The following is a 20,887-nucleotide window of genomic DNA, read 5'->3' on the forward strand; positions in this document are numbered from 1 at the left end:
ATGGATTTTGAATTCGACATCCACTTTTTGCACGGGACGATATCCCTGTTAATCAGCATCGCCCTTTTGCCGATGCTGCTGTCCGCCATTCTTTCCAACACGTTCGCCAAGCAGCTGCAAAAAAAGCTCATCTACCTGCTGCTTCTGAACATCACCTGGAATTCCCTGGCGCTTCTTGAACAGCTTCCCGCTTCGTATATCACGGATTCCACCCGCATGACGTTCTACATTCTCGGCGTTTTTTGCTGGATCCAATATGGCTACGCGATTTTCTGCATCATCATCGATCTTGCCGGAAACAACCTGCGCCCGGGCTGGAAAACGGTGCAGCGCTTTTTAAACGGCTGGAATCTGCTCGGCATTCTTCTTTGCCTGTTCACCGGATTTTCCGGATATTTCTACACGGGAATCACCCTGAACTGGTACGGCTACACCGCCGAAAATTCCCAATTCGCGAACATCGCCATCCTCCTGTTTTTGATCCTGCCCGTCGCCCTCGCCGCCATCATCGCCTTCCAATCCATTCGCACAAACGCTTACCGCATTCACCGCGTCATCTTTTCCATTTGCGCAACCTCCATTATCGCCGGCTTTTTGCTGGACGCGATTTTGCCCGCATTCGGTTTGTTTATTTATGCGGAAAGCGCTTCCATTTTTCTATTCATCGCGAATTTTCACCGTCAATGCGACTGATATAGGTTGAATCGGGAAGAAAAAAAGTTCCCTAGGGCTAGCCCCTGGGGAACCTGGCCGAAACTTTTCTACCTTGCCGATTCTACCAAAAAAGGACATGGCGGTGAGTCTCAACCAAGCACAAAGATACGAAATACGAGCGCTCAATGCGGCAAAGATCCCCCCGAAAAACATAGCCTTGCAGCTGAAGGTCCACAAATCCACAATCTACAGGGAACTAAACAGGGGCGGCGGCCGCCAGCATTACGACCCGGTCAAGTCGCAGGAACGGGCAGACCTCCTTGCCGCGACAAGTCACCTGCATTACGACTACGACGAGGACGACTGGAAAATCGTGGACGGGAAAATCAAGGAAGACTACTCTCCCGAACAGGTGAACGGACGCGCGAAACTCGATGGGATGGGTGTCCCTAGCGTCGCCACGATATACAGGCATGTGAACAAGGACGAGGACCTGAAGAAGCACTTGCGGCACGGCAAGAAACCATACCGTAAGCGCGGGGAGAAGAAGGACAAGAGAGGCCAGATTGTAGGCCGCGTGCCCATCGAGGAACGTCCGGCAATCGTGGACGAGAAATCACGCGTAGGCGACATCGAGATAGACCTGATAAACAGCGCGGACCATGACGCGAACCTGCTCACGATCAACGACAGGATGACGAATTACAGCCTGATAAGGTATCTTCCGACGAAGAACGCGAAAGACCTGAAGAGAACGCTTGTGAGGGCGCTGAAGGACTTTGAGAAAACGTTCGAAGTCAAGATTCTCACAATCACTTCGGACAACGGGAAGGAGTTCGCCTGTCACGCAGAAATAGCGAAAGCTATGAAGGCGGATTACTACTTTGCGAACCCGTACCACTCCTGGGAGCGCGGTGCCAACGAGAACATGAACGGTCTAATACGCCAATATCTTCCCAAGAAGGAGTCGTTCAAGGGAATCTCTCCCCGGAAAGTTCGCTGGATACAGGATAAACTGAACAACAGGCCTCGAAAAAGGCTTGACTTTATGACCCCTTTAGAGTATATTTATACGCAAGTTAAACTACAAACCTAAGTCGCGTTAGCGACGAAAATCCGCCCATCATCACCGTCACCCTATTCTTCTCCATTTTCGCCATCAGCAAGACCGAAATGGACTTGCCCAAAATTCTAAACGAAATCGTTCAAAGTTTAGAAAAAGGAGTTCTGATTTTGAATTCCAACGGCAATGTGGAACTCGCCAATCGTGCGGCGTTGCAGATGTTCGGCGTCGGCAGCAAAGCGATTTTGCAAAAACCGATCAGCTACTTTTTTCCATCCATCCTGCCCTTGAACGAAATGCACAACATCCCGGCGATCATTCAAAAGACAAATGTCGCCACATCCGTTTCGGTAAGCCCGCTATATTCCAACAACATCTTTATCGGCTACAGAATCGACCTCGACGATATGCAAAAAAGCCAAGAGAGCAAACAGAAGAACAGCATCCTCGAAAAAGCCTTCCAAGACAATCTCAATTCCATCAACGCCCGCTTCCTCAGCCTTCAAAAGCTCAACCGCAGCCAGAGCCTTTTCCTGCAATCCCTGCTGGACTATCTGCCCATCCGCCTTTGGTCCAAAAAGCAAATCGGTTCCTATTCCCAGCAAAACAAAAAAGATATTCAGGAACGCGGATATAAAATCAGCCAGATAGACGACCCGCCTTTTACCGACCTGGAAAAGCAGGCCCTGCAATCGCCGGGGAAAATCGCCGTCAGAAACGAAACGCACATCGACCCGAACGGAAAAAAGCGCTGGGAAAAGCACATCTGCATTCCCATGTTCGACGAAGCGAACCGGGTGGACGGCATTCTGGGACTCATCGAGGACACCACCGACTTCCACGCCCTCGAAGAAGAAAGAAACCAGCTGAAAGAAAATCTGCTCAAGGCCTCCAATTTTGAAGACATGAGCAACGTCGCAGGTGGGCTCGCGCACGATTTCAACAACATCCTCGCCGTCGTCATCGGATACCGGGATCTCGCCGAGACGACCCTTCCCAAGAACGCCGAAACCGCCAGAGCCGAGCAGTATCTGGAAAAAATGCAGCACTCGCTGAACAACGCGACGGATCTGGTCAAGCGCACTTACGAGCATCTCAAAGCCCGGGAGAGCGACCAAGAAAAAACGTTTGCGCATTTCAACGTCTCCCTCGTATTCGACGAAATCGAAGAATCCCTGCAAGCGACACTCCCGCCCAACATCAAAATCATCAAGAATTCCTCCAGCGACATGACCGCTTACGGCAATCCGACCGACTTCCACCGCGTCATGCTGAACATGGGGAAAAACGCCATTCTCGCCATGAAAGACGGCGGCACGCTGACCTACAGCTGCCAAAAAATCGACATTCCCGAAAAAATCGTCACTGCGTATTCCACGATTCCGGCGGGCAGCTACCTGCTCATCTCCGTCGAAGACACGGGCTCCGGCATGAATCCCGACGTCGTCAAGCACATTTTCACCCCCTATTTCACGACCCGACCACCGGGAGAAGGAATGGGAATCGGGCTCTCGGTTTCTCTCCAGCTCATTAAAGCGGCAAATGCTTACATCGATGTCAAATCAATCATCGGAAAAGGAACTACATTTAAGTTATATTGGCCAATGACCAAAACTACAGAGGATGAAAAACATGGATAAAGTACTCGTCATCGACGACAAAGAAGACATTCGTTCCGTACTGAAAGATATGCTGAACATGTCCGGCTACGAAGTGGATACCGCAGCCGACGGCAAATCGGCCAAAGAACTCTACGACAAAAACGAATACGCCGCTGTCATCACCGACATCATCATGCAGGGGCAGAACGGCTTCGACATCATTCTGGATTTCCGGAACAAGAACCAGCTCGACCGCGTGATTGCCATCAGCGGCGGCGGAAGAACCTCTTCCGAAGATTACCTGAGCATCGCCAAGAATTTCGGCGTCACCTCCATCTTCTCCAAGCCGCCCAACTACAAAGATCTCATTGCCAAAGTCGATGAAATCGTCCAGTCCCACAAGCAAGCCTAGCCCCCCCCGATGAACGTCCTGTTAGCAGACGCCGACAGGAAAATGCTGGACAGAGTCGCCTCGGCCTGGTCCCTTTCCGACGTGTCCCTGTTCACCGTTTCCGATTCTTCGGCCCTATTCAACATTATCGATGAGAATCCCATTGATTTCGCATTCATCGATATTTCTTTGCTGCTGCACAAAGACGTGGACGTCATCAGCTTTCTCAAGTCGCACAATCCGGAAGCGGAGGTCGTGCTCCTCTGCACTCCCGCCACCTCCAAAGAAGCGGAAAACGCCATTTCCCATGGGGCAGCCTCCTATCTGCTAAAGCCGGTAGAAGTCCGCACCCTGGAAGATCTCGCCCGAAAATACCGGCAAGGGCTCAGGGATTCCAGCAATTACCGCGAACTCCAGGACCATCTTCTGGAAAATCTTCTGGGCGATTCCGCCGGGATGCAAAAGATTCTGCGGCTCCTCTACAAGGTCTCCCCGACGACGAGTTCCATCCTGATTACCGGCGAATCCGGCTCGGGCAAGGAATTTCTCGCGCGCATCGTGCACCGTCTTTCCAAAAGGGCGAACGCCCCTTTCATTGCCGTCAATTGCAGTGCCATTCCCGAGAACCTGATCGAAAGCGAACTCTTCGGCAGCAAAAAGGGAGCCTTTACCGGAGCGTCGGACAAAAAGGGGCTCTTTGAAGAAGCCAACGGCGGCACCCTCTTTTTAGACGAAATCGGCGAACTCTCGGCGGCGACCCAAGTGAAACTGCTCCGTTTTTTGCAAAGCCACGAAACGCGCCGGGTCGGCGACACCGAAACCCGCTACCTCGACGTGCGCATCCTCGCCGCGACAAATGCGGACCTCGCCCTCGGCATGGCGAACAAAACTTTTCGAGAAGACCTCTACTACCGACTGAACACCTTCCACATCCATGTCCCGCCGCTCCGGGAACGCCGCGCCACCATTCCCAATCTCGTCAAGTATTTCCTTCTCAAATTTGAAAAGGAAGAGTCCAAGGTCATCCACAAAATCGAACCCGCTGCACAGATGGCACTTGCCACCTACAACTATCCCGGAAACGTACGCGAACTCGAAAACATCGTCGAACACGCCGTCATCTTGGCGGAAAACGGGACCATCCGGCTAGAAGACCTGCCCGACGAGCTCAGCCAGGCACCGCTGCAACAGACCAAAGACCTGCTCCCCGCTCCCAAAAATCCGGCGACCCCTTCGGGAGCTTTGACAATACCAACTCCCGCCGCACTGCCCACGCCGCATTTCAACGAAATCCTGACTCTGGACGAAATGGAAAAGCAACACATTCTGCGCGCACTCGACATTTGCAAAGGCAACAAAACCGAAGTCGCCGAAAGGCTGGGCATCAGCCGCGCGACCCTCTGGCGCAAACTGAAAGACCACAAAATCGAAATTTGACTTTTACGGATTACACACAAATTCCTTTCGGAAATAAACGCCGCAGAAAATCTGGCAAATACAAAAAACGATATGGCGCAGAACGCGCATTCCCATTGCGCCCCGCGCCAAATGCTAGAGGTTCAATTTTTTTATTCTTTCCCACTCGCCTGCCCTCGGGCCTTGGAAGCTTTACTTCCCTCGGCGAATTGTCCTTCCAGACGGTTTCTGCCAGTTTTCAAACGACATTTCGCAAGCGCCAAAGTTCTTCGTTTCAAGACTAGAGAATCGTACTTTTTCGCAGCTTTTCTGAATCACACCATTCTTTCCTTTTTGCGAAGCACGTTTGGCTGACTTTTCCAAGAGGGAATTTCCTTTCGCAGATGGCGATAGTTCCGCCCCCTTCTCTTTAGGCCGGGAAATTTTCCGTTTGCGTCGTTTGATTTCAAAAGGCTTGAAAAAACAAAGAACCCATTCCTTTACGGAGAAATCGGGTGAAATTTTATCCGTCGTCATTTTTTGTCGTACAGATTTAATTAAATTACAAGCAAACGACTTTTTTATATGGCCGGATTTAACGAATGTACTCGAGTTCAAGTTCCTGCGGCACTTCATCTGTGCCGTTTAGGTTACACTTATTTTGCGGAATATGGAGAAGGAACTCCAATGGGGCGGCTGGACAAGAACAACAACGTCCTTACCGATGAATTCCTTAAAACACTCGTTCGCTTGAATCCAGAGCGGAAGCTCCATGAACTTGAAATTTTCGTCAAATATGCGTTGAGCAAACTCGGCAACGACGATCTTGGCCGTGAATTTTACCAGATTCTCTCTTCAAATTCTGGAATCAAGCTGATTGACTTTGAAAATCCGGAGAACAATAGCTGGCTTGTCACGACGGAACTCCCATGCGAAAATCCAGAAACGCACGACAGTTTCCGCCCCGATGTCACTTGCTTTGTGAACGGTTTGCCTTTGGCCTTTATCGAAGTAAAAAAGCCGAATAACGCGGAAGGCGTCGTTGCCGAGCAAAACCGCACGAACCAGAAACGTTTGCCCAACAAAAGTTTCAGGCGTTTTCTGAACATCACCCAACTGATGATTTTCAGCAACAACCAGGAATACGACAATGTAAACCGTGTCCCTGTCCAAGGGGCGTTTTATGCTTGCATCGGCAAGGAAAAATCCTTTTTCAATGTATTCCGCGAAGAAGATGAAAAATTCGGTCTCCAGTATCCATATCGGGACGTTTCAGAAGATACGGAAAAACGGATTCTTAAGCACAGGAATTGCGTTTCCCTGAAATGCCATCCGGAGTATGCCACGAATTGCAAGGCGACGACTCCCACCAATCGCATTCTGACTTCGCTATTCAGCAAGGAACGTTTCTTGTTCCTGCTTCGCTATGGCTTTGCATACGTGGAAAAGACTGTCGAAAAAGACAATGGCGAAAAGATTAAGGTTCTCGAAAAACATGTCATGCGCTACCAGCAACTTTTCGCCTCGTTTGCCATCCGTAAAAAACTGGATGAAGGCGTAAAGAGCGGAATCATTTGGCATACGCAAGGTTCGGGCAAGACTGCCTTGGCGTATTACTCTGTCAAAAGTCTTACCGATTATTTTGCAAGGAAGTCCATTCCCGCCAAGTTTTATTTCATCGTGGACCGTATTGACTTGATGGAACAGGCTTGCGACGAATTTTCCGCCCGCGGCCTTGTGGTGCAGACTGTCGAAGACCGTGTGCAGCTGATGGCAGACATCAAGAATACGCAATTGGTGAAGAGTGCCGAAGGCAAACTGGAAATCACCGTGGTGAATATCCAGAAGTTTGCCGAAGACAAGGCCCCCGTGGATATTTCCGCCGGGTACAACACGAACTTGCAGCGATTTTCTTTATTGACGAAGCACATCGGGGCTACAATCCCAAAGGTGCTTTCCTCGCAAACCTTTTAAGTGCCGGCAAACATGCGGTAAAACTAGCCCTTACCGGAACGCCTTTGCTTCGTGCGGAACGGGAATCCTGGCGCGTGTTTGGCGATTACATTCACACCTACTATTACGACAAGTCCATTGCGGACGGTTACACCCTCAAGTTGATGCGGGAGCCTATCGAAACCCGCTACAAGGAAACTTTGCAGGGGATTCTTGACGAACTTGAAAACGCGAATTTTCACCGTCAATGCGACTGATATAGGTTGAATCGGGAAGAAAAAAAGTTCCCTAGGGCTAGCCCCTGGGGAACCTGGCCGAAACTTTTCTACCTTGCCGATTCTACCAAAAAAGGACATGGCGGTGAGTCTCAACCAAGCACAAAGATACGAAATACGAGCGCTCAATGCGGCAAAGATCCCCCCGAAAAACATAGCCTTGCAGCTGAAGGTCCACAAATCCACAATCTACAGGGAACTAAACAGGGGCGGCGGCCGCCAGCATTACGACCCGGTCAAGTCGCAGGAACGGGCAGACCTCCTTGCCGCGACAAGTCACCTGCATTACGACTACGACGAGGACGACTGGAAAATCGTGGACGGGAAAATCAAGGAAGACTACTCTCCCGAACAGGTGAACGGACGCGCGAAACTCGATGGGATGGGTGTCCCTAGCGTCGCCACGATATACAGGCATGTGAACAAGGACGAGGACCTGAAGAAGCACTTGCGGCACGGCAAGAAACCATACCGTAAGCGCGGGGAGAAGAAGGACAAGAGAGGCCAGATTGTAGGCCGCGTGCCCATCGAGGAACGTCCGGCAATCGTGGACGAGAAATCACGCGTAGGCGACATCGAGATAGACCTGATAAACAGCGCGGACCATGACGCGAACCTGCTCACGATCAACGACAGGATGACGAATTACAGCCTGATAAGGTATCTTCCGACGAAGAACGCGAAAGACCTGAAGAGAACGCTTGTGAGGGCGCTGAAGGACTTTGAGAAAACGTTCGAAGTCAAGATTCTCACAATCACTTCGGACAACGGGAAGGAGTTCGCCTGTCACGCAGAAATAGCGAAAGCTATGAAGGCGGATTACTACTTTGCGAACCCGTACCACTCCTGGGAGCGCGGTGCCAACGAGAACATGAACGGTCTAATACGCCAATATCTTCCCAAGAAGGAGTCGTTCAAGGGAATCTCTCCCCGGAAAGTTCGCTGGATACAGGATAAACTGAACAACAGGCCTCGAAAAAGGCTTGACTTTATGACCCCTTTAGAGTATATTTATACGCAAGTTAAACTACAAACCTAAGTCGCGTTAGCGACGAAAATCCGCCAAATAATTCGGCAAACCAGATTCAAGTCAAAAAGAGCGACATCGATAAGGATGCCATCATCGAGCATCCCAAGTATCTGAATGCCTTGCTGGATTATATCATCGACGATTTCACTTCGTTCCGCATTGCATGTGACGACAAGTCTGTGGGGGCCATGATTGTTTGCAAAACCAATGAGCAGGCCCGTAAACTTTATGCCTTGTGGAACGAGCGCTATGATCTTGCTTTAAGTGTTATCGAGAAAAAGAAAGAAGAAATTGCATTGATGGCAGCGGAAAAGCTGATGCATTACAATGCTTCTTTCTTTGAAAAGCCTTTGAAGGCGTCGTTGATTCTCCATGACGAAGGCGACAAGAAGGAACGTAAGGAATACATCGTGGACTACAAAAAGAACATGGCGACAGACTTTTTGATTGTCAACAAAATGCTCCTGACCGGCTTCGACGCAAATCGTTTGAAGAAGTTGTATCTTGGGCGCAAATTGGATGGACACGATTTGTTGCAAGCGCTGACCCGAGTTAATCGCCCATACAAGGATTTCAAATATGGCTATGTGGTGGATTTTGTGGACATCAAGGAAAACTTCGACGCCACCAATGACCGCTATTTGCGGGAACTGAACAAGACTACGGATGACCCGACCTTGAATCTTCCCGCAAATCCGGGCCAAGCGATTATTGAAAATCCCGAAGAAGTCGAGCGGCAAATTAAGGAGTTGACGAATTTCTTGTGGAATTTCCCCACGGAGAATTATGAGGAATTCCGCAAAGTCATTGACGAATTTGACGACAAGGAACCGTTGTACCGCCTTCGTAAAATTCTTGAAGATGCGAAGGGTCTGGGCAACAGAATCCGTTCTAGCGGAAACGAGGAATTGCAGGACAAGTATAAGAACATGTTGCCCGGCGGTATCCCTGTATTGCTGCGTGAAGTGGATCGCCGCATAGCGACCATCCACTTTAAGGAAGGCAACGACCATAGTGAAGATGTCTCAGGCATGATTAACGCCATTCTCGACAGTCTGGATTTTGAATTCCGCAAGGGCATTTCCGAAGAACTCAAGATAATCATCAACAGCCTCCAGGAAGAAGTCGAAAAAGTTCGTGCCGAGTTTGACGCCAACTTCGACAAGAAAGAAGACAAGTTCGTTAACCTTATTAAAGAATTCAAAAAATACTTCAGGGAACACGGCTATATTCCTAAAGACAAAACCGAAGCCGAAGCCGAAGACAGCATTTTCTACCTGAAAGACGTGATGAAGAAAATCAAGGAAATCAATCGCAAAAACCGCGTGCTGAAGGCCCATTACAAGGACGACGAGCGATTTGTCCGCATCCACAAGCGAATTGTAGAAGAAAACGCAAAGCGCGACCAAAGCGATAAAAAGGAAAAGCCGCTGCTTTCCAAAGAAGAATTTGAAATTCAAAGGAGCCTTATTGAAATCAAGGAATCCGCTGACTACCTGTTTGAAAAGAATCCCGGAATCGTGGAGAATGAAGACAAACTTCGCAAAGATATTTTGGGCAGCGTAAGCCACAAGTTCATGGACCTTGATTTAACCGCAAGTCTTGATGACCGCAAATTCATTAGCAACCTGATTTCTAATGAATACATCCATCAGTATAATAGTTATGGAGTGTAAATGAACACCGAAGAACTCAAAGCCAAAACCATAGCCCTTATTGATTCCCTTAAAAGTACGACGGGTGCGTATGGCCTTGCAAATGGCGGCAACGAATACAAGATAATCACAGAGATATTCCTTTACAAGTTCTTTAACGACAAGTTTGCTTTTGAAGCCAAGAACCAAAAGACTCCTTACAAAAAGCGTTTGAGCAAGGCCGAAAAGTGGGATACCGAATACGATTCTTTTACCGACGAAGAAGTCGAGGATTTATTCTCTTACATGGGCGGTGGCGTGCCCCTGATCAAGCCGCACCAGACCTTGAGCCACTTGTATAACGCGTCGACTCAGGGCGATTTCTCTGCCATGCTGGATTCCACCTTGGTGGAAATTGCGACCTATAACCAGGACCAGTTTTCGGTGGTGACTTCGGGCAAGGCGAAGGTGAACATCTTTGCTGCGGTGACTCCCTACGTTACGGATATCGGCAAGCGCGATGCTTTTGCCAAGGCTTTGGTGAAGAACATTGCCGAATTCAACTTTGAAAAAGTGTTCCACGAAAAATACGACTTCTTTAGCGGTATTTTTGAATACCTGATCAAGGATTACAACAACGCCGGTGGCGGTAAGTATGCGGAATACTTTACGCCCCGTGCCATTGCCCAGGTGATGGCTCAACTTTTGGTGAATCCCGAAGTTGAATACAAGGGCGCGACTTGCTACGACCCCAGTGCCGGAACCGGCACGCTCCTTATGGCGCTCGCTCACCAGATTGGCGAAGACCGTTGCTCCATTTTACAGCCAGGATATTTCTGACAAGTCCAGCGAAATGCTGCGACTGAATTTAATCTTGAACAATTTGGTAGGCAGTTTGCCTAATGTGGTGCAGGGGAACACACTTTTGGAACCCGCCCATGTGGAAAAAGACGGAAGCCTCAAGAAGTTTGATTTTGTGGTAAGCAATCCTCCGTTCAAATTGGACTTCCCTGAGTATTCCGACACCCTGGCGGCAGACAGTGTCCGTTTTTGGGCTGGTGTCCCCAACAAGGTGAAGAAAGTTGACCCCAACAAACCCAAGATGGCCATTTACACCTGCTTTATTCAGCATGTGATTAACTCCATCAAGGCCGAAGGCAAGGGCGCAATCGTTATCCCGACTGGTTTTATTACCAGCAAGTCCGGCGTAGAAAAGCGAATCCTGGAATACATTACCGACAAGCATATCGTTAGTGGCGTGGTCAGCATGCCGAGCAACGTGTTTGCAAATACCGGCACCAACGTCTCTGTGCTGTTCTTCGACAAATCGCCCAAGAAAGATTCCGACAAGGTGATTTTGATTGACGCCAGCAAACTTGGCGAAGAATACAAGGAAGGCAACAACCAGAAGCGCCGTTTACGCCCCGAAGAAATCGAGAAGATTGTAACCACCTTCCGCAAAAAGAAAACAGTGGAAGATTTCTCTGTTGCGGTAAGTTACAAGGATATTAAGGAAAAAGGCTACAGTCTGAGTGCAGGTCAATACTTTGATATCAAGGTGGAATATGTGGAGATAACCCCCGAAGAATTCAAGGCGAAGATAAAGGGATTTGCCAAGGAACTGGAAACGCTTTCCAATGAAGGTGTCGCGCTGGACAAGCAAATCCTGAAAAATCTCACAAGCCTCAAATTCGCGGGGAAATGTCTCTAAATGTCCCCAATTGTCCCTAATGCCCCTAATCAAAATGTCCCCAATAAATTGCCATAAGGAACAGCGAAGATGAACATAGAAGAGATCAAAAAGGGCGAAACCGAGACGCTTGAGTTCAAACGGGAATTTCCCTCTAAGGATTCAAAATTGTTGAAGACTATCGTCGCCTTTTCCAATGGCAAAGGTGGCAGGGTCGTGTTTGGCGTTGACGACAAAACGCTTGAAGTTTTTGGAATAGACAACGGCAAGGTTTTTAAGTTCATGGATTCCCTTGCCAATATGATTAGCGATTCCATTCAGCCGCAAATAAATCCGCGTATCACATTTGAAACCATAGAAGACAAAACGATTGTAATCACAGAAATTCTCCCCGGCCAGAACCAGCCGTATTACTTGAAAGCCGAAGGAAGCCTGGATGGCGTTTACATCCGTGTGGCGACAACCACGCGAAAAGCCGAAAGAGAAAAGATAAAGGAACTGGTCCTTTGGGGTGAAGGAAAATCTTACGACAAACTTTTTGAAAGACACGCTCCCGCAAATGAAAATGCCGTAAAAAATCTTTGCCAGGTTGTTGGCAAATACAGCCAAAAACGCTCCGTGAAACTTGAAAATATGCTTGGGTGGGGCCTCCTCAAAGAAGAAAATGGCAAATTGCTCCCATCTGTTGCGTATCGGTTGCTGGCTGAAAACGATTTGCATTTTGCCCGTATCCAGTGCGGTGTTTTCAAGGGAACGGATAAGGTTTTCTTTTTGGACAGCAAGGAATTTGACGGCCCGATTTACGAACAAATTGAAAACGCCTATAACTTTATTTTGCAGCATATAAATATCGGCGCCGAGATTAAGGGCTTGTATCGGAAGGACATTCCCGAAATTCCTGTTGAAGTAATCCGTGAACTTATTGTGAATGCCGTGATGCACCGGAACTACCTGGCGCATTCGAATATTCAGGTTTGCATCTTCGATGACCGCATTGAAATTACAAACCCGGGTGGACTGTATGGCGGCCTGACCATGGAAAAGATGCTCTCAGGAATTTCCAGTATTCGAAATGAACTGGTTGCGGATGTATTCTTGAAAATGGGAATCGTTGAAAAGTGGGGGACGGGGATAAAGCGAATCAGGGAACTCTGCAAAGAAAGCGGCTTGAATGAAGTCGTTTATTCTGCCGATGAAGAATTCTTTACTGCGACTATCTATAGGACGCGGAAATCAACAAAAAGTTCCCCAAAAAGTTCCCCAAAAAGTTCCCCAAAAGTTCCCCAAAAGATTTCTGACGGGGCTCTAAAAACCTTCGAAGAACTGAAAAAGAACCCCGGAGCCACTTCGGCGGATATCGCTGAAGTCATCGGCTTGACATCAAGAGCGGTAAAGAAACATTTTGCTGTTTTGAAGGAACTTGGACTGATTGAATATGTTGGAGGAAAAAAGAACGGATATTGGATTATCAAGGATGGAGTATAAATTGGAAAATGACCGAATCAAGGAAACGAAAATTAGTTCTCTGTCATTCTGGAGTCTCGAAGAGGCGATAGAATCCATGAAGAGGAAAAACATGCCGCATACGACGCCACACGGATTCGATTTTCCTGACGGAAAATCAAGGAGAATGATATTATGATTGTTATTGAAAAGAAAAAGAATCTCAATCAGGAAAATCGTTAGATTTTCCGAATCCGTGTGGCAAAAAATCGGGTGAAGTTGAATATGGAAATGAAGAAGCATAAGTTGGGTGATATTGGCGAAGTAAGAATGTGTAAACGCATTCTTAAAGAAGAAACCAATACTGTTTCAGGAATTCCCTTTTTTAAAATCGGGACTTTTGGCGATGTTGCAGATGTCTTCATTTCAAGAAAGAAATTTGAAGAGTATAAAGCAAAATATTCTTACCCTAAAAAAGGGGATGTTCTAATTTCTGCAGCAGGAACTATTGGTCGCACAGTTGTGTTTAATGGTGAAGAAGCATATTTTCAAGATTCAAATATTGTATGGATTGAGAATGATGAAACTAAAGTTGTGAACGCACTTTTGTATTACGCTTATAAAAATGTAAAATGGAAAGTGTCGAATGGTAGTACGATTTTAAGGTTGTATAACGATGATTTAAGAAGAACTGAAATTATTGTGCCCGCAGATATTTCTGTTCAAAAGAAAATCGCCTCTGTTCTTTCTGTCCCGCCCAAGTTGAACTTGGAAAATTTTAACAAAGCTAATAAGGGATTCCGTCAGGTCGGTTGGTTAGCCCAATAGTCCTCACGTTCTCTTGTCGCATTATACAATTTTGTTCTTCGTTCTGCAAGTCGTTCCTCCATCTTTCCTGCGAAAACCTCGTCAGGAGTCAGGAATCCGATTGCGGAATGTAGCCGTTCCGAGTTGTAGTAATTGATCCAGTCCGACATTTTCCTCTTTGCATCGGAATAGTCCTGGTAAGCGTCACGACGGACTTCCTCCGCCTTGAGGGTCTTGTGAAAACGTTCCACTTTCCCGTTGCTTTGCGGATGGAAGGGAGATGTAGAGGTCTCCCTGAGTTCAAGTTTCGAAACCAGATCGAGGAAATCCTTCGAGGCGAACTGCTTCCCGTTATCGTGGATTATGCGGGCATGCGCATCGGGATGGAGTTCCTTCGCCCTGGTCACGAGAATTTCAACGTTCAAGCCTTCCATCGTGGAGAAAAGGTCCCAGACGAGAACCTTGCGGCTGAACCCGTCCAGGACGCAGGCGAAGTAGAAGAACACTCCGCAAACTCTGACGTAGGAATAATCCGTATGCCACTGTTCATTCGGACGTGTCGGCTGGTCGAACCCCTTTTTCCGCGCTTCCGCAGGAAAAGCCCATTTGCCGAAAAGGTTGTTCCTCTTCAGTATGTTGTAAACCGTCGATGGACGGGCGTATGCGATATCCCTGTCTACCATAAGCCAGGCCAGGTAGCGGTATCCATGCAGATGGTCCTTGTACTGTTTGCAGAAGTCGACGATGGCGCGAGTCTCTTCCGGGGTCATCCAGTTGGACTTCGGCGTATCGTGGTTATGCCGCGTTTCCGCCTTCCTCCGCGAAACCCAGTTGTTCCATGTACTTTGCGGGATTCCCAAAAAGGATACCAGCCTGGACGGGGCGATTCCCGTCCTTGCGTAAATGGCGTCGATTTCCGCAATGATGGCGGTCCGTTCGGAGAGGCTCATTTTCTTCTTTCCTAGGGACGGCCAGTTAATTTTTTTTGAGGGCCAGGTTCTCCTGAGCGATGTCGGCGATGACGGCATCCTTGTCGGCCAGGGTTTTCTCGAGAGCGTCTATTTTACGCTGTTGCGCCTTTTCGGTTATGTCGGGGCGTTTCTGCTCGAAAATCCCCGTAGCGGATTCGAAAAGTACCTTCCTCCATTCGAGAATTTTGTTCGGATGTATCTTGTACTCGTCCGCAAGTTCAGATAAGCCCCTGCCCTTGAGGAGAATTTCGCTCAGGATTTTGACTTTGTCCTCCGCACTCAGGCGGCGACGTTTCTGTTTTTCAGGTTTATTTTCTTCTGCCATAAGGTGGCTCCTTGGTTGGAAATATACACCTTATTAGCTTCCTCAATTTTTTCCAAGTTGCGGTTAAGCGCTACAATCTTTTATCTTTTCTGCTGTCAGTTCGGGATGTCTCAATTCAAAAACGAGTTCATCTACATGCGTACAAGGATTTTGTGCACTTGGAGCATTGCTTGATTCTTTGGATTTATTTTTAAGAGTTTCGGCTCTTGCAAAAGCATCCGTTTCACTTCCGAGTTTTGTTACGTGTTCGTAAATTTCGGAGTCGCCTTTAGAGTAGTCGTAAAGGGTGTTTGGATCGATTTTGTGCAATTCGTTGCGAATGGCGGCTTCTAGCAAATTGCAGAGATCTTTTCGGTTCGTATGTTCAGAAACATCTTTGAAGTGTAGCAATAGCCAAAGTTCAAAACTTTCATTTGACCAGGCGCAATTGATTTTATAATCTGCGGCCTGTTGAATAGCTTCATCAAAATCGGAAAATTCGTCTCTGTCAAAGACAACCTAGACGCGGTCGTATTCCTGGTTGTTGTATTTTATCTGGCGATAAACTTTGTTGACGAGTGTGGTTGTTGGTTTTCCTTTGCCTTGCACGGAAATATCTATGCTGAAGCGATTTGATTTTTCGAGTTCTTTTTTGAGAGCATTGAAATAATTGGGCTCTGTCTGTGTGCCTTCGGTTGCAATCAGGAAAGTGAGCTTTACAAATCGTTCTTTTGGTTGCGATTCTTGCTCGATTCGTTGAGCGTGCAGCTCTTCTTCTTTGGCAATTTCTTCTAACGAGAGTTTTTTCATATTAACCTCTCAAGTAAGGAATTGCGCCGTATTTTCCATTTATATAATCTTTTTCATAAATGCGGTCATTTCGAATTTTGTCGCCATTCTGTTCTCTGATATCGCTTAGCGGATAAATGTCTGTTGATTCGTCATTTCTGTCTTTTTCTGTAAACCAAATCTGATCTCGTCGTAATATTTTGTTGCTTAATAAATTTGTATCATGTGTTGCAAAAATTAATTGAGCCTTGTTTGGGTTGGTTTCTGGAGAATTAAATGTTTCAATGATTTTTCTTGTTAATAAAGGATGTAGCTTAGCGTCTAGTTCATCAATGACAAGAGTATAACCGTTTGTTAAGGTGTCCATGATGGGGCCGGACATATTGAGAATTTTTTTCGTTCCTTCGGATTCCATTTCTTCTACAGAAAAAAACTGTTCTGTAGAGGTTCCGTCATTTAAATGAACTATGTGCCCGGATTTTAAGAGCGGTGTTTTTGAATTAGGGTATTTTTTCAACAGGTCTTTTCTTAAATCTTCAGGGAAATCAGGAGGAAGAGTTTCTTCAAAATTCAATTCGCTCTTCTTCAAAATTGAAAATCCTAAATCCATATTTCCTAAGAAATTATTCGCCTTGGCTGCTTCGGGCGAGTCTTTTGTGAGGTAGTTAATGGAAAATAATTTGAAATCCTCATCGTTTATTCCAGAAATGACGTTGAAATGTTGGAACCAGTTCATAACGGAATAAGATATTTTTCCATTAAAATTTGCGACCAAGGAAAGGAATAGCTTGTTATCTGTGGTCATTTCTTCTTTTCCTTGACCTTCTGCGAATTTTTCATCTACTCCTATCCCATTTTCGTTGCGAGTAAAAAGCAATTTCTCTTTGCCCTTAGTTGCATCGAAAAGCCACTCTTTCGTTATTTTTTTTGCGTTATACTCGAAACCGTAACGGAATATTTTTGAATCTATAGTGCATACAACTTCAAAGTGAGTGTTTTTTTGAGAATATGCTTCGTCTAGTTTAAATATGTCGGTGTCGAGATCTTCTGTAGGATTCGTTTTGAAGGACGACAACAGAATACCTCTCATTGCCGTCATGGCTATAAGAAGGTTACTTTTGCCGCTTGAATTAGCACCGTAAATTGCTGTAACAGGCAGAATGCTTTCGCCGCAATCTTCACGCACAAATTCCTTGAGTTCCTGAATGGAGGCTGCCTTCAAAGAAAAAGTTTTGTTCTCTTTAAATGAACGAAAATTGCCAACGGTAAACGATAAAAGCATAATTCTGCATCCTTGAATTTTTAGATTTCTTCTCAAAATTTACATTATTTTTATACAAAAGGCAAGGTTTCGATTTGGAAAATGAGAAAAAGTTTCAAAATTGAACAATGTTTGCTTTTTTGTTCAGTATTGAAACGCCGTGAGAGCGAATGTCGCCGGTTTTAGCATCGAAAATACGCAATTTCGGCATTTTTGACTGTTGGCATGGATATTGCTTTGTTTGCGTCGCATAGGCGAATAGGATTCATTGTCAATCAAAATACTTAAACAAGGAGGAATTGTGAATTGCAATCGTAAAGCTTTGGTTGTTGGTATAGACTACTATGATGTAGGTTTCGTCTATTCCAGCCTCTTTAATGTAAACAATTTCCTTTCGTTTTTGCAACGCAGCAAAAACAGAAGAAGATTTTCCATTATTTAAATACTGAATCGCTCTAGCAAATTCAGCTTTAAATTCTGGAGACGAACCCGGGACAAAAAGTAAAACATCCCCGTCCTCATCCACCCCATTTATCGGATTCAGCCCATTCCCCGCATACAGATACGGGCTTGCAAACTGCCCTGCCAAATCCACACTAATCCACAATCCGAGCATAGGATCGAGATACCTTGCACCAAAGTAGTTCAGCTCGGTTTCGTCATCCAATTCTTTTCCGGTAAACGTTTCCGTCACCTTTTCAGCGGGCGGCATCAAATCGACCTGTTCGCCGAAAGATCGGTAATCGTAGGCGTGTTGAAGCACAGGCAGCCCAGCAGTCGTCCCCGTGGTGCGATAGACCGCCATCGTGCTACCCAGATGATTCTTCAAGTAGAAATCGTTTCCCTTGCGTGTTCCGTCATCAGACTCCATTCCATACCTTCCCAGTCCCTGAGGCATATTGACGACGACTTTCGTGGACGAATCATTTTCCGTGAAGTTCTCCCGGATTTCCGTGCCGATGCCGGTGTAGTGGGTGGCGCGTTCCTTGGTCCATTCGGATGCACCCGTTTCCTTGCGCAGCCTCGTCTTCGAAATCCTTCTACCCGAGCCGTCGTAGGCCATCACGAGTTTTAGCGAATCGTCATCGATTTTTCTGACAAACTCCACCGGCATTCCCCGCCAGTCGTAGGCGATCTTCAAATTCTTCGACCTGTCCTCCACCAGGTTGCCGTCCCGGTCATAGACGAAAGCGCTGTCTGCGGACATGAGCCTAGTCGAGTCAACATAGGAGAATACGACTAGAAACATCGATACGCCCGCAATAATGTTCGGACAAAAATTTTTATGCACAAAGTCAATGAGCATACATTATAATCATAGGAAAATTCTCAAGGATTTACCTCATATTCAACTTGATTTATTCCATTTTTGTCCACACAATAATTTACAGCATCAGACGGTTTGCAAAGAAAATTTCCATTGTCATCTACAACATCGTTTATTGGCCAATTTACATTTAAAAATGCTATGGAATCATTCAATACTATTAATGCTTTAGATGCATAGTATATGTTTAAGATAAAAAAATTATACTTAAAATCTTTAACACAATCGTTCAATTCCTTTTCAGATGTAACTAAGCATTTTTTTCCCGATTGTTCAATTTTTATAAGATCCGATTTATGCATTATTGGAGGGCATCTGGCATTCAATGATACTGCAAGTCCAAAGAATAAAATATGTTTTTTTATCACTGATAGCCCCCATTCTTCAACTCTTCTTCGGAGTAATTAAGCCCTTGTCTTTCGTATGCCTCTTGTTCATAATCCAACCGATTTTTTTCATACTCCACATTCCAATCAGAACCTGTTAAATCAGGATTGCTCTGTAAGAAGTCATTAGCTTGATCTACATGATAAAATTCATGCATTCCAGAAGATTGTAAATTTTCTCTATATATGGCGGATTTTCGTCGCTAACGCGACTTAGGTTTGTAGTTTAACTTGCGTATAAATATACTCTAAAGGGGTCATAAAGTCAAGCCTTTTTCGAGGCCTGTTGTTCAGTTTATCCTGTATCCAGCGAACTTTCCGGGGAGAGATTCCCTTGAACGACTCCTTCTTGGGAAGATATTGGCGTATTAGACCGTTCATGTTCTCGTTGGCACCGCGCTCCCAGGAGTGGTACGGGTTCGCAAAGTAGTAATCCGCCTTCATAGCTTTCGCTATTTCTGCGTGACAGGCGAACTCCTTCCCGTTGTCCGAAGTGATTGTGAGAATCTTGACTTCGAACGTTTTCTCAAAGTCCTTCAGCGCCCTCACAAGCGTTCTCTTCAGGTCTTTCGCGTTCTTCGTCGGAAGATACCTTATCAGGCTGTAATTCGTCATCCTGTCGTTGATCGTGAGCAGGTTCGCGTCATGGTCCGCGCTGTTTATCAGGTCTATCTCGATGTCGCCTACGCGTGATTTCTCGTCCACGATTGCCGGACGTTCCTCGATGGGCACGCGGCCTACAATCTGGCCTCTCTTGTCCTTCTTCTCCCCGCGCTTACGGTATGGTTTCTTGCCGTGCCGCAAGTGCTTCTTCAGGTCCTCGTCCTTGTTCACATGCCTGTATATCGTGGCGACGCTAGGGACACCCATCCCATCGAGTTTCGCGCGTCCGTTCACCTGTTCGGGAGAGTAGTCTTCCTTGATTTTCCCGTCCACGATTTTCCAGTCGTCCTCGTCGTAGTCGTAATGCAGGTGACTTGTCGCGGCAAGGAGGTCTGCCCGTTCCTGCGACTTGACCGGGTCGTAATGCTGGCGGCCGCCGCCCCTGTTTAGTTCCCTGTAGATTGTGGATTTGTGGACCTTCAGCTGCAAGGCTATGTTTTTCGGGGGGATCTTTGCCGCATTGAGCGCTCGTATTTCGTATCTTTGTGCTTGGTTGAGACTCACCGCCATGTCCTTTTTTGGTAGAATCGGCAAGGTAGAAAAGTTTCGGCCAGGTTCCCCAGGGGCTAGCCCTAGGGAACTTTTTTTCTTCCCGATTCAACCTATATCAGTCGCATTGACGGTGAAAATTCGCGTATGATAACATTTAAAGCTCGTTGATTTTCTACACCCCTCATCATTCCACCGGCTGTTATTAATTCGAAAGTAACTGGATTAAGAAACATTGTTTTTATTGGTTCATCTGTGATATGCCAGTTTACTAAAATGTCAGATTTTTCTATGTCATATACTAAACGAGCAGCACTTGAATTTAAAGTGTTTACCCAATTTGCATACGCAACTTGATCTTCTTTTGTTTTCGCAACAACCCTGTTCCCATCCGCATCCACGCCATTCACCGGATTCAGCCCATTTCCCGCATACAGATACGGACTTGCAAACTGCCCCGCCGCATCCACGCTTATCCACAAGCCCAGCATGGGATCGAGATAGCGCGCGCCGAAGTAGTTCAGCTCGGTTTCGTCATCCAATTCTTTTCCGGTAAACGTTTCCGTCACCTTTTCAGCGGGCGGCATCAAATCGACCTGTTCGCCGAAAGATCGGTAATCGTAGGCGGCAATAACCTCTGCGGGCGTGTCGGAGCCAGCCACCCTAGCAACCATCATGGTGCTACCCAGATGATTCTTCAAGTAGAAATCGTTTCCCTTGCGTGTTCCGTCATCAGACTCCATTCCATACCTTCCCAGTCC

The 20,887-nt window shown here is 46.7% G+C and carries 19 protein-coding genes and 2 pseudogenes; 12 read left to right on the plus strand and 9 right to left on the minus strand.

Annotated elements, in window-relative coordinates:
* The 12 genes and pseudogenes from BGX14_RS02970 to BGX14_RS03025 all read left to right on the plus strand — a co-directional run bounded on the left by BGX14_RS02970 (position 1) and on the right by BGX14_RS03025 (position 13,957).
* Positions 1-693 (plus strand): hypothetical protein, encoded by a 693-nt coding sequence (locus tag BGX14_RS02970; protein ID WP_095879010.1) that lies wholly within the window; start codon positions 1-3, stop codon positions 691-693.
* 97 nt (positions 694-790) lie between these two features.
* Positions 791-1,750, plus strand: coding sequence for an IS30 family transposase (locus tag BGX14_RS02975; RefSeq protein WP_095878741.1), 960 nt, complete (start codon positions 791-793; stop codon positions 1,748-1,750).
* Positions 1,751-1,827: 77 nt separating this feature from the next.
* Positions 1,828-3,357, plus strand: coding sequence for an ATP-binding protein (locus BGX14_RS02980; RefSeq protein WP_095879011.1), 1,530 nt, complete (start codon positions 1,828-1,830; stop codon positions 3,355-3,357).
* Complete coding sequence (locus BGX14_RS02985; RefSeq protein WP_158223209.1) at positions 3,350-3,730, plus strand: response regulator; 381 nt, start codon at positions 3,350-3,352, stop codon at positions 3,728-3,730. Before BGX14_RS02980 ends, BGX14_RS02985 begins: the two co-directional genes overlap by 8 nt.
* A 9-nt stretch (positions 3,731-3,739) precedes the next feature.
* Complete coding sequence (locus tag BGX14_RS02990) at positions 3,740-5,146, plus strand: sigma-54 dependent transcriptional regulator (protein WP_095879012.1); 1,407 nt, start codon at positions 3,740-3,742, stop codon at positions 5,144-5,146.
* 543 nt (positions 5,147-5,689) lie between these two features.
* Positions 5,690-7,078, plus strand: a complete 1,389-nt coding sequence (locus tag BGX14_RS03000) for a type I restriction endonuclease (RefSeq protein ID WP_198951140.1) — start codon at positions 5,690-5,692, stop codon at positions 7,076-7,078.
* Positions 7,021-7,314 (plus strand): hypothetical protein, encoded by a 294-nt coding sequence (locus tag BGX14_RS16255; protein WP_255404508.1) that lies wholly within the window; start codon positions 7,021-7,023, stop codon positions 7,312-7,314. Before BGX14_RS03000 ends, BGX14_RS16255 begins: the two co-directional genes overlap by 58 nt.
* A gap of 97 nt (positions 7,315-7,411) precedes the next feature.
* Complete coding sequence (locus BGX14_RS03005) at positions 7,412-8,371, plus strand: IS30 family transposase (protein WP_095878741.1); 960 nt, start codon at positions 7,412-7,414, stop codon at positions 8,369-8,371.
* A 110-nt stretch (positions 8,372-8,481) separates the two neighbouring features.
* On the plus strand, positions 8,482-10,038 hold the full coding sequence (locus BGX14_RS03010) for a type I restriction endonuclease subunit R (protein WP_095879013.1): 1,557 nt from the start codon (positions 8,482-8,484) through the stop codon (positions 10,036-10,038).
* Positions 10,039-11,707: pseudogene (locus BGX14_RS16405) on the plus strand (N-6 DNA methylase).
* Positions 11,708-11,776: 69 nt separating this feature from the next.
* A complete protein-coding gene (locus BGX14_RS03020) occupies positions 11,777-13,171 on the plus strand; it encodes a helix-turn-helix domain-containing protein (protein ID WP_095879014.1) in 1,395 nt (464 codons plus the stop codon).
* A 243-nt stretch (positions 13,172-13,414) separates the two neighbouring features.
* Positions 13,415-13,957, plus strand: a complete 543-nt coding sequence (locus tag BGX14_RS03025; protein ID WP_095879765.1) for a restriction endonuclease subunit S — start codon at positions 13,415-13,417, stop codon at positions 13,955-13,957.
* On the opposite strand, the gene BGX14_RS03030 is transcribed toward BGX14_RS03025, so the two are convergent.
* The 9 genes and pseudogenes from BGX14_RS03030 to BGX14_RS03075 form a co-directional block, all read right to left on the minus strand.
* Complete coding sequence (locus tag BGX14_RS03030) at positions 13,933-14,886, minus strand: DDE-type integrase/transposase/recombinase (protein WP_095878958.1); 954 nt, start codon at positions 14,884-14,886, stop codon at positions 13,933-13,935. The genes BGX14_RS03025 and BGX14_RS03030 overlap by 25 nt on opposite strands.
* Before the next feature lie 25 nt (positions 14,887-14,911).
* Entirely contained in the window at positions 14,912-15,232 is a 321-nt protein-coding gene (locus BGX14_RS03035) for a transposase (RefSeq protein ID WP_095879015.1), read from the minus strand.
* Between the two features lie 63 nt (positions 15,233-15,295).
* A pseudogene (locus BGX14_RS16410) lies at positions 15,296-16,021 on the minus strand (RloB family protein).
* Position 16,022: 1 nt separating this feature from the next.
* Entirely contained in the window at positions 16,023-17,282 is a 1,260-nt protein-coding gene (locus BGX14_RS03050; RefSeq protein ID WP_095879018.1) for an ATP/GTP-binding protein, read from the minus strand.
* Positions 17,283-17,532: 250 nt separating this feature from the next.
* Complete coding sequence (locus BGX14_RS03055) at positions 17,533-18,567, minus strand: RHS repeat domain-containing protein (protein ID WP_095879019.1); 1,035 nt, start codon at positions 18,565-18,567, stop codon at positions 17,533-17,535.
* A gap of 23 nt (positions 18,568-18,590) precedes the next feature.
* Positions 18,591-18,956: a hypothetical protein gene (locus BGX14_RS03060; protein ID WP_143394101.1), complete on the minus strand. Its 366-nt coding sequence runs from the start codon at positions 18,954-18,956 to the stop codon at positions 18,591-18,593.
* Positions 18,953-19,132 carry a hypothetical protein gene (locus BGX14_RS03065; RefSeq protein ID WP_095879021.1) on the minus strand — a complete coding sequence of 60 codons (180 nt, stop codon included), beginning with the start codon at positions 19,130-19,132 and terminating at the stop codon, positions 18,953-18,955. Before BGX14_RS03065 ends, BGX14_RS03060 begins: the two co-directional genes overlap by 4 nt.
* A 55-nt stretch (positions 19,133-19,187) precedes the next feature.
* Complete coding sequence (locus BGX14_RS03070; RefSeq protein WP_095878741.1) at positions 19,188-20,147, minus strand: IS30 family transposase; 960 nt, start codon at positions 20,145-20,147, stop codon at positions 19,188-19,190.
* A 92-nt stretch (positions 20,148-20,239) separates the two neighbouring features.
* The gene (locus BGX14_RS03075; protein ID WP_158223210.1) at positions 20,240-20,869 is read right to left on the minus strand and encodes an RHS repeat domain-containing protein; all 630 of its coding nucleotides are present in this window, start codon (positions 20,867-20,869) and stop codon (positions 20,240-20,242) included.
* Positions 20,870-20,887 lie beyond the last annotated feature (18 nt).

Origin of the sequence: Fibrobacter sp. UWS1, assembly GCF_002300445.1 — a bacterium.
Taxonomy (GTDB): domain Bacteria; phylum Fibrobacterota; class Fibrobacteria; order Fibrobacterales; family Fibrobacteraceae; genus Hallerella; species Hallerella intestinalis.